Below are 10,427 nucleotides of genomic sequence, written 5' to 3'. Positions count from 1 at the left end.
AACGTATATCATAACCTTACTCTACGCTTTTTCTTTCTGGTTTTTATTACTAAATTTAAACAATTGCTAACTTAAGATGTATAACCGCAATTACGGCGGATAGGAACATACAACATATAAAGAACTAAAAACAAGAAATTTACAAAAACACAGGTAAGCAATAAGGGAAAGTAAAACAATATAAGAATAAATTTTAACAGGCTTTTATCGTCTTTTGAACCTATGGAATTAACAAATATAATTTCTTTTAGAATAACAAAACCTGTTTAAATCATCATTTTTCCAGTTAGAGACAATTTATAAATTTTTCTTTTTTCACTGGATTAAAATTAATAAAATACTTTTCAAAGAGCTAATCATTTTAAAAAATCATTCAGAAACGCTTAAAAATTTAGATTAAATCTGACCGCTAAAAAAAGAGCTACTTTTTCAGTAGCTCTTAATACTTTACTTTGTTTTTCTCTTTAATAAATTAATTATTCACTATCTAAAGAAAACAATTCATTATAGATACTAAATAAGGCAAGAAACTTTTGCTTATAATAAGGTAATTCTAAGTCTTTTTCTGTAAAAAGACTATCTACATTCACAAAAAAATTATCCACATCATGAGCCATATTCGGAGTAATTTTTTCTGCTTTTCTTATATAAACATCAAAGTCATCACGCAATATTATTTCTTTTAAACATTCACTATTTGAAAATAGTTCTTTCATTTCCTTTCCGTAAGAGAGTAAGGAATCTATATAACTATATTTTAAAAGTCTCAATTTATTTGCGTTTTTAGGTTTCTTTAAAAATTGCAGTAACTCCTTATAACTTATACCTGTACTGTCTTTTAAAAGATTAACAGATATTAAATAAGCTTCATAGTCTTTACTATATTTTTTTAATTTCTTTCCTTTATCAGGTAATGTATTATATATACATTCTTGAAAAATATCTTCTACCTTCTTTTCTTGTGAAAAAGATTTGAATATTCCAAAAAAGTATATTAATATAGCTACTATTATTTTACTATTCATATTTCAAAGGTATCAAATGGTTAGTATCATACTCTATTATTTTATGTTTCAATAATAAATTGCAAAACTCTTTAGAGATAATTATTTTTCGAAAACCTCCATAAAAATACTCTTGGCTATAGCAGATTTGAAAATTAAATTCTTTTTCAAAAGGAGGAAAAAAATCTAACGTTTGTAATCCATATTGTTTAAACCCATTTGTTTCTCCTAAAGAATATATATCATAAGCAGAATTTTCTAATAATAATTTGCTCTTTGCTACAGGTACAACTAATTGAACTGTATCTTCTAATGGCTCACCTGTTTTATAATCTAAAACTTCCATACAATCTATCCCAAGGGGTGCTAATACCTCTTGATAAAAATCTCTTTTAAATAAAGTATATTCATACTCTAACCCTAAGTTAAAACATATTTCTTCTTTTTTCCATTTAGGTTTTTTAATTTTGAAAGGAGCTATTTGTTTTTTACAGTTAACTCCATAAAACTCCCCGTATTTATATAAAAATCCTTCAAAAACTTGTTTAACATATTCTCTTTTTTTATTAGGCTGAGGAAACCTAGAAGACGAAACCTCTTTTGGTGGTATGGAAAACATAGCATAATACATAGATCTATCTAACTCTTCTTTTGAAAAAGTTACCAAACCTAAATTTATTGAAAATTCAGGTGGTTTAGTTTTATTAAAAGCTGTATCGTTTTTTGAATAATGATTTAATATTTTGTTATAGGTAATACCTTCTTCTATTGAGAAACCAAAATACCCCTCTTCAATAACTCTATTTAAATTTAAAGTATTCAAAAACGCTACGTCTTTTTTACGCCACTTTGCAAATATTGAATAATGCTTTATCATAATATTATATTCCTAATGCTTTTAAAATTTCAGGATAATTTTTATAGATTTCTTTTGCTGCTTCTTTTACTTGTTCTAAAGTAGCTGTATTTGTATTCAGAATTGAACAAACAAATTAGAGAAACATCTTCTCAAAATCTTTAAGATTTGCCACTAATAGAATAACAATTATAAGAGGTAGTAGTAAATTTAACAGCAAACTAAACAATACAACAAATTTAGATACAGGTTTATTGTTTTTTATGACTAAAACTAGTCCGGTGATACTTAAACCAACACCTGTAAGAAATAAAATTCCTGTGAGTATCAGTATGCCTATATTATCTTGTAAACTAAAAATAATAGGAATTATACATAAACATAAAACTATCAATATGTTTATAAAACCTAGTTTTAAAGGAAGGTAATTTTTCATAATCATAAGAATATAAAAAAAGGCAACTATTTAAAAAGTAGTTGCCTTTTAATTTTTCTATTTTTTTAATTCTTTACTAAAACGCTCTATCCACCCATTCTCTATAATAGGCTCAGCTTTTAGCATTTCACTAATTTCTACTAAATTTACTTTTTGAGTACCTTTTTCATAATACAACTTAAACTCTTCATGACTTTCAAATATTGATAGAAAGCTAAATAAATTAGTCTTTAGATATTCAATAAAGAATTTCTCTACAACCTCCTTATTTTCTTTATCAAGACTCTGAAAAGCTTTTATATATTCACTTCCTTGTCCCCATTTTGTAGTTCCATTTAATATTTGCTTAGAGTATTTTAAATTATCATCAAATACCTCATTTGTGAATATCTTACCAAACTCATCTAAAATTTCCTTATTTTTTTTCATATAATTAAAATTAGTTTATACCATTCCAAGGAACATGTGAAATTACTTTTACACCTTGAGCCTTTAAATCTTCCAAGGCTTTTATCACCCATCCTGTAGCAATATTTTCTGGTATACCTGCATCAACCATTGCCTTGATTTCAATATTTGCCATTTTATCTATCGTCAAAACTTCCCCTGTTTTAGCAAATGCAGAATATAATCTATTTTGATTCCCTGTAATAGCATAATGTACTGATTGACCTCCCAAACTCTCTGTTGAAACACTAAAAGCCTTTTGTATATCGTAAAATTTATCACTTTTAAAAGCACTTTTTGCTAAAGGGTGATGACCTTTAACTACGCTATATTGACCTGTTCCGTTAAGATCAAATTTAGCTTTATTTTTTAAACTATTTACAAGATTATCTACTTTAGTACTATTAACACTAATACTCCTTAAATGCTCGGTCATTTTAGTAATAGTTATTCTTCCTCCCATCTTAGCTGCTAAAAACGCTCCTCCACCTTTACTTGGGGAAAGAAAAGAAAGCATATCTAATGTATTTAAGCCAAAATCAAGCATTTCTCTTAATAACCCTTCTTTATACTCTACTATTACAAGCCCATTTCTTTTTCTTATTTTAAATAATGCTCCTAAATGTTCATCTGAAATATCCGAAGGAACTTCCATTCCAATTTCTGTCATAATTCTTCTAACTCTTTCTCCAACCCATCTGTCACTAGCAATTAGACTTGATGTAGATACTATTAAGTTAAAAGTTCCATCAACGGCAGCTTGTACTGGTTGTACTCCATACTCATGCATTATCAAATCATCTTGATAGATTAACTGATTAGGGCAACAACTACCCGGACAACATGAGCTTATTTCCTCTGGAAAGCTTCCCGTTTGTTTTACTTGTAAAGAATTATTTAAGGTTTTTTCAAGTGCTATAGCTTGCTTTATAAAAGCTTTAGCTTCTGCAGAGATAACTCCGTTTACTCTGTTTTCATTAGCAAATGTTCTTAGTTCATTGGTAATATTGGTGTTATCATATAAAAAGCGTTTTTGAGAAACATCTGTAATTGCCAGCTCACGAATAAACCCTCCAACAATAGCCCCATTAGCTAATTCTGCTCGTATACTTCTTAAAGCTTCTTGTTCATTAAAATCCGGTGGAAAACTCATCTCTTTTGGTGATGGGGGAGGCATATTGGCATCTTTCACCTTAGCATCCTGAATCCTTTTATAAAACTCCTCTCCTTTGTTGGGGTGGTCATTAAACCATTGTAACTGATCTTTATCGGTTATTTTAAGTAATGACACTAAATAGTCTATTGTTGAAGTAGCATTCATTGAAATGCTATTTATTAGTATACGAAGCTCTTTATCTTTTAACTCTTGGTGTTTTCTTTTAGCCTCATCAATTTTATAAGGGAAATAATGATACTCGTTTTTCCAAATAACTTTCCAGTAATCAGGATGAAATAAAGACAGCTCATTATATTTATTGGCATTTATATAATCTTCTACATATTTTGAGGTAATGGTATTTAGTTTATTAATATATCTTTCAAAAAGCCTACGTTCCTCATCAGTCATACCATAAGGTGAAGGTCTGTTAACAAGTTCTTCGTAATGGATTAAAAACTGCATATAGTCTAACTTCTCCCATGTATTAAAACTAGTATAGTCGTTATTTTTGGTTTGTAAGGTATGATTGTTAAAAGGAGTACTTAAAATTTTGGCAATATAATCGCTCTCAAATTCTTTCCATTTATTATCTATAAACTGAGTTAATAAATTGGAATAAGCAGTTTGTATGTCAGTAAGCGTTTTATAATCTTTTAAAGCGATATTGTTCACCTTAAAATCCGCATACAATGAATTATTAATATTCCCTCCTCTAATTTCACTCTCTCGTATTTTTAAAGCCTTTAACCCTTTAATCTGTATAACTCGTTGTTTAGCTCTTCGGTCTCTGTCTGCTGTTTTAGACCTGGCTATCGGTCTCACATAAGTAGCGCTGTTGGTACTTTCAAGGTCTAAAAATAAATGGTTTTTTGCCTCTTCAAAAGATGAAAATTGTTTGTTATACTTAGACTCTAAAAAGTTTTCTATAACATTTTTTTGATTCTTATACCACTCGTCTAACCCTCTTTCGGCAGCTCTTTTAATCAGATTTTCATTAGCTACCGCAGTAGCAAAAGAGCTTCCGGAACTAAAACTTAAATTAGGCTCTTCACAACCACAACCTCTGGGTAAAGCGGTTATAATATCCGTATTGTCACCCTCGTGCATAAACTCATCGGCATACTGAAAATCAGTCTGTGCTTGTAATGCTATAACTACAAACAACAGGGATATAAAAGTAAATAACTGTTTCATTTTCGTTTTCTTTTTTATTTTTTTACAATAATTCGGGTATAGGTTTGCTCTTGGGTACGTACCGTTACCACATACATTCCTTTAGGTAAGGTGTCACCCTCTAACACATAGGTATAGGTAGTAGCTTCTTGCGCTGTGGCAGGTTGTATCACTCTTTTATGAAAACCGTTTAGCGCATTGATATACACTTCAGTAGTTTGTGGGGTAGGTAAACTGTAAGAAATAAGTAAATCCTGTTCAAACGGATTAGGGTATAGTTTAATAAATTCTTGTGTTTGACTGCTTAAGGCTTCCAACGCTTCATCTGATAATTCTTCCCTTTTAGGAGTGTCGCTTTCTTGTTTAGTAAGTACAAAACGCATCGGTACCCCGCTTTCTTTCCAATCAGTTACATAGGTAGTTACGTTTCCTGTTAAGTAGGTAGCATCCTCCATAGTCTTTAAACGGTAGCTTACTTCGGTAATTTGATGGGCTAATGTGGTTGGGATTTCCTTTTTTAAAGAAGTATGAGGTAAAAATGCGGTAAACCCGTTATAAAATAGCGTATTATCCAGTTGAGTTACCTCAGGTTTATACTCTTCTTCTATGAAAGACCAATGTGTTTGTAAAGTTCCGTTTTCGTTGTCTTTGCTAAAGGTAAGGGTTACCGGTACTTTATGTTCTATATGGGTGTTACTCCAGTCCATTAGTAATAAAGTTCCTTGCCATGTACCTGTTAAAGTAGTGTTGGGTACGGTAGCTTCAAATACAGTACTACTTTCTATATCTTTTAACAAAGCAGGGGTTACGGTTTGCTTTTTAGTAGTTGCGCTTGAAGTTGCTAACGGTGTTGGTATTTCCGTATCATCACTACCTAACAAAGCACTTGCTTTAACTTTGTTTTTAGGTACGCCGTACCCATAGTAATAACAGAGCCCTAACCAATACTGAGCCATGGGGTAGTTACTTTTTTCAAACCATGCTACCGCTTTGCTATAATTTTGAGGTATTGTACCCAAGCCTTTTAAATACAAATACCCCAAAGCATAAGCGGCTTTGTCATTACCTGCCTCATACGCTTTTGTGTACCATTTGCGGGCTTTGTTAAAATTCAATTGGCAACCTCTACCATACTTATACAAAGTAGCTATATCTACCATGGCTAAAGTATTGCCTTGCTCTGCTGATTGTTCAATCAACGTAAAAGCTTCCTGCTCCTTTGCAGGGTTGGTAAGCAGTAATCTACCCATGGTAAGTAAGGCATAACTATCGTTTGCCTTTACACAAGGTGCTAACAGGGTTATTGCTTTTTGTTGGGCTTCTGCGCTGTAAGGTGGCTTTTGCACATAGGCTAAAGCTTGTCTTACCTGTTCATGACAATCTTTGGATGGTTCTTGGGCTTTTAGTTGTAAAGTAATACAACTAAAAGCAACCACTCCGATACATTTGAGTGTTGTTTTCATAAATTTGAAATATTAAAAATTAGTAATTGGTATGTTGCAATTATGGATTATGTAACATAGCTTTCTTTTTAGATATAAACCGTCAATAAAATAAATACCCTACCTTATATCGTACATTTAATGTTTAAAAGCAGTAAAAAACAGGTCAATTATTGATAAGCTATATTTCCTAACAAAAAAGTAAACAAATGAGTTAAGTTACCTTAGTATAAAAAAGTAGGTCGTAGTAATTTCTTTTTTTTAAATTATTTTTTCATATTTTTAAAGGGTTCTTATAAAAAGAACGATTTTGTTATAAAACTTGATTAAAATCAACCCAAGCACTCACACTCAGGTTGATTAGTCAGGGAAAAATAAGGCAGTTTTTTACCACAACATAAAAAACTAACCTTGGGTGAAATACAAAAAATAGATAGTACGTTTTTTTGCATTTCTTGTGGTGTCACTCACTACCTCCGAAACTATTTTTTAAAAGCAGGAACTGTTTTAGCCGATTGCCCCCTGTTTTTTATAACCAACCCGAGAAACAACGTTCTCATAAAGTTTCCCGAGTTGGTTTTGGTTTAAGGGAAAATTTCAGGTAGTTTAAGCGTTATAATAACCCTTCTATATGTATAACGCTAACTATCTTAATTGAACTACAAAATAACCTTTGCGCTTTTTTGTAATTCCTTGCGTTCTCTCTGCCTTTTAATTTAATAAACTTAATTCCTTTATAACCAACCCGAGGTAAAGTCCTTCTAAGCTCCCCGAGTTGGTCGTGTTAAAGGAAAAATGCTGATAGTTACTCTAAAACCTTACGAAAGTAAAACCGAACTATCTTGGGAAAACACGAAAAAAAGTAGTACGCTTTCTTTGTATTTCCTTTGCATCACGCATTGCCCCCGTGATTTCTTTATCCAAAAAAGTATTTTGGATATCCTCTTTATAAATATGAGCATATGCCTCTACAATAAGTAATAGCCGATAATGATTGTCTAGCATAGGTGTATTCATAAAGTAAATAGTATTAATTTTTTTGGTATTGCGTTTTTTAGTTCATTAGCCGTAATTGTATTTCTTATCTATTTTTAAGCAATATTTTTCACCGCAGTACGTAGTATGTACTGTTGCTAATCGTATTGATTTAACTATATTTGTTTTAGCTGAGACAAATATACAAACTTTTCTAACTTATCAAACAAAAAAGTTAGTTTTTTTATTTTTATATGAATGACATTGATTTATATACGGAATGGCTTCTAAAGTTCAAATCTGAAAACAAGATTAGTTTTACTAAACTGGGTGAAACAATAAAATATAGTGATGTTGGTATTAGTAAAGCGATAAAAAACAAAACGCTTACTACTAATCAAATCATTGTTATTGCCGAAAAATTTGGAGTCACCGAAGAGTTAAAAGAATTTATAAATTCAGATAGTAGATTAAATTTACCGAATGAAATCATTAGTAAATTTGAAAACATATCGGACGACGAACTTTCTTTATACATACTTAAAAACAAGTCACGAATTTTAAATAATGAAGTTATTAAAGTTTGGATAGAAAAGTTAGCTATAGAGAAAGCCAAAGAGTTTTTAAAAAATGAGATAAAATAAAAATCAAAGACTTAATATATATAACTTTTCATTATCGTCTAAAATCTGGTTATTTTCTATTTTATGCTTTATTTGTTTAAGAAATTTGATTTCTTTCAAACCTTTCTCTATTTCGTTTTTTAATTCTTTTATTTTCTGTTCTTTTAAGTATGTAATTTCTTCCTTTAGAAAGCTTTCATAATCTTCCTTACTAATTTTTCCTTGCTTATAAATTAAAGATTTCCCTTCTAATTCTATTATTTTAAGCTTAATCTCCTTTAGTTTTTCTTTTCTTTTCATAGTTTTATTTATTAATTTTTGAACCTACATAATCAATTCCTTTTTCTAATAATTTTTCTTTATAAAGGAATGTTACCTTTAAAATTTTAATATAATCTAATAACCTTAATGTCAAAAAAACAGAAATAGCGGAAACACAGATTCCTATAAAAGCATATGCTAGAAGATTAAAATTTACTCCAGGTATAAAAACCCAAGTCATAAAAAAGACAGCAGAAATAAAAGGAGATAATAAGGAATATTTTAAGTTGTTTTTGTATGCTTCTATATTGTCTTTGTCAAAAATTGGAATCAAAATAAGTATGCCTACTACTAAAACCAATAAACTAGCATGATTTCCAAGGCTATACATAAATCTATGTACACTAGAAAAACCAAAAAACTTTTTTTCAAGCTTAACATCTTTTATTAAAACATGTATAAAAGGTAATATTCCACTTAAATATATGAGAATATTACCTAAAGTTTCAAAAGCTAAATATTTTAAAGGACTACCCTTTTGTTGTAGGGGTTTCGACATCATCTTTGTCAATGAGTTGTATTTGTTGTTTTTCATTATTTTCAATATCATCTAGTGAATTATCTGTACAACTACTTAATAAACCTACAGTAAACACCACACCTAAAATTACTACTACTTTTTTCATTTTTACGTTATTTTAATAAATTAATACTAGCGTAAATATAGTACTTATTGTATAATTTAAGGAAGAGTTTTTTACTTAGTAATTAAGCTGTTACAGCAATTTAACAGCCCCAAACTTACTAGCTTTTCAGGTAATATACAATACTCATTATCCCTAATTTTACACTCAGGGTTTTCCCTTAGCTTATAAGGGTTATTTTTTACGGAAACCCGTAAAAAACAAAGACTTAATTCATGTTATAAAGCGATTTTTCTTTTTTTGCACTTTTGGTTTTATCTATATCCTATACTAAGCCTATTACAATTATTTAAACTTTAGCGTGAACTATAAAATTAACTTTGCGTTTTCTTTTGCGTTATGCAATTTTATTGTTCTAAAAAAACATTAATAACATATTCAATAACAACCCAAACACCTATAAATAAACACTTTAATTCTATTGTAAAGGTTTAGAATAGTAGTTTTGCGTAAATTGCGTTTTCTTGCGTTACGCAATTTGTAGGAGTAATACGGAAATAAGTTTACACTTTGTATCATCCTAAAATCAATCGATAATACATTTTTAACTAAAGTAAACAACCTATAAATAAACGCTTTAATTCTATTGTAAAGGTTTAGAATAGTCCTTTTGCGTAAATTTGCGTTTTTCTTGCGTTACGCAATTTGCAGGAGTTGTACGGAAATAGGTTTACACTTTGCATCTTCCTAAAATCAATTAACAATACATTTTTAACTAAAGTAAACAACCTATTAAATAAACACCTTAACTCTATAATTCTATTGTAAAGGTTTAGAATAGTCGTTTTGCGTAAAATTGCGTTTTTATTGCGTTGCGCAATTTGTTGGAGTAGTACGGAAATAAGTTTACACTTTGTGTCATCCTAAAATCAATCAACAATACATTTTTAATAAAGTAAACAACCTATAAATAAACACCTTAATTCTATTGTAAAGGTTTAGAATAGTCCTTTTGCGTAAAATTGCGTTTTCTTGCGTTACGCAATTTGTAGGAGTAGTACGGAAATAAGTTTACACTTTGTATCATCCTAAAATCAATCGATAATACATTTTTAACTAAAGTAAACAACCTATAAATAAACGCTTTAATTCTATTGTAAAGGTTTAGAATAGTCCTTTTGCGTAAATTTGCGTTTTTCTTGCGTTACGCAATTTGCAGGAGTTGTACGGAAATAGGTTTACACTTTGCATCTTCCTAAAATCAATTAACAATACATTTTTAACTAAAGTAAACAACCTATTAAATAAACACCTTAACTCTATAATTCTATTGTAAAGGTTTAGAATAGTCGTTTTGCGTAAATTGCGTTTTTATTGCGTTGCGCAATTTGTTGGAGTAGTACGGAA

9 protein-coding genes are annotated in these 10,427 nt (G+C 29.8%); 1 reads left to right on the top strand and 8 read right to left on the bottom strand.

Annotated elements, in window-relative coordinates; all coding sequences use genetic code 11:
* Positions 1 to 476 precede the first annotated feature (476 nt).
* The 5 genes from ACQY1Q_RS10780 to ACQY1Q_RS10760 all read right to left on the bottom strand — a co-directional run bounded on the left by ACQY1Q_RS10780 (position 477) and on the right by ACQY1Q_RS10760 (position 6,538).
* Complete coding sequence (locus ACQY1Q_RS10780; RefSeq protein WP_431005326.1) at positions 477 to 1,025, bottom strand: hypothetical protein; 549 nt, start codon at positions 1,023 to 1,025, stop codon at positions 477 to 479.
* Positions 1,018 to 1,881, bottom strand: coding sequence for a hypothetical protein (locus ACQY1Q_RS10775; protein ID WP_431005325.1), 864 nt, complete (start codon positions 1,879 to 1,881; stop codon positions 1,018 to 1,020). The genes ACQY1Q_RS10780 and ACQY1Q_RS10775 overlap by 8 nt, the downstream gene beginning before the upstream one ends.
* Before the next feature lie 472 nt (positions 1,882 to 2,353).
* Entirely contained in the window at positions 2,354 to 2,725 is a 372-nt protein-coding gene (locus ACQY1Q_RS10770) for a hypothetical protein (RefSeq protein ID WP_431005324.1), read from the bottom strand.
* A 10-nt stretch (positions 2,726 to 2,735) separates the two neighbouring features.
* Positions 2,736 to 5,096, bottom strand: coding sequence for a hypothetical protein (locus ACQY1Q_RS10765; protein WP_431005323.1), 2,361 nt, complete (start codon positions 5,094 to 5,096; stop codon positions 2,736 to 2,738).
* A 14-nt stretch (positions 5,097 to 5,110) separates the two neighbouring features.
* Entirely contained in the window at positions 5,111 to 6,538 is a 1,428-nt protein-coding gene (locus tag ACQY1Q_RS10760) for a T9SS type A sorting domain-containing protein (RefSeq protein ID WP_431005322.1), read from the bottom strand.
* A 1,208-nt stretch (positions 6,539 to 7,746) separates the two neighbouring features.
* On the opposite strand from ACQY1Q_RS10760, the gene ACQY1Q_RS10755 reads away from it, so the two are divergent.
* The gene (locus tag ACQY1Q_RS10755) at positions 7,747 to 8,136 is read left to right on the top strand and encodes a hypothetical protein (RefSeq protein ID WP_431005321.1); all 390 of its coding nucleotides are present in this window, start codon (positions 7,747 to 7,749) and stop codon (positions 8,134 to 8,136) included.
* Positions 8,137 to 8,139: 3 nt separating this feature from the next.
* On the opposite strand, the gene ACQY1Q_RS10750 is transcribed toward ACQY1Q_RS10755, so the two are convergent.
* The 3 genes from ACQY1Q_RS10750 to ACQY1Q_RS10740 are packed head-to-tail and all read right to left on the bottom strand — an operon-like array spanning position 8,140 to position 9,062.
* The gene (locus ACQY1Q_RS10750) at positions 8,140 to 8,415 is read right to left on the bottom strand and encodes a hypothetical protein (RefSeq protein WP_431005320.1); all 276 of its coding nucleotides are present in this window, start codon (positions 8,413 to 8,415) and stop codon (positions 8,140 to 8,142) included.
* 4 nt (positions 8,416 to 8,419) lie between these two features.
* On the bottom strand, positions 8,420 to 8,971 hold the full coding sequence (locus tag ACQY1Q_RS10745) for a hypothetical protein (RefSeq protein WP_431005319.1): 552 nt from the start codon (positions 8,969 to 8,971) through the stop codon (positions 8,420 to 8,422).
* The gene (locus ACQY1Q_RS10740; protein ID WP_431005318.1) at positions 8,907 to 9,062 is read right to left on the bottom strand and encodes a hypothetical protein; all 156 of its coding nucleotides are present in this window, start codon (positions 9,060 to 9,062) and stop codon (positions 8,907 to 8,909) included. The genes ACQY1Q_RS10745 and ACQY1Q_RS10740 overlap by 65 nt, the downstream gene beginning before the upstream one ends.
* Positions 9,063 to 10,427: the final 1,365 nt, after the last annotated feature.

This window comes from Tenacibaculum sp. TC6 (assembly GCF_050606265.1).
Taxonomy (GTDB): domain Bacteria; phylum Bacteroidota; class Bacteroidia; order Flavobacteriales; family Flavobacteriaceae; genus Polaribacter.
Note: the sequence above shows the minus strand (reverse complement) of the source record. Positions and strands in the feature narration are given on the sequence as shown.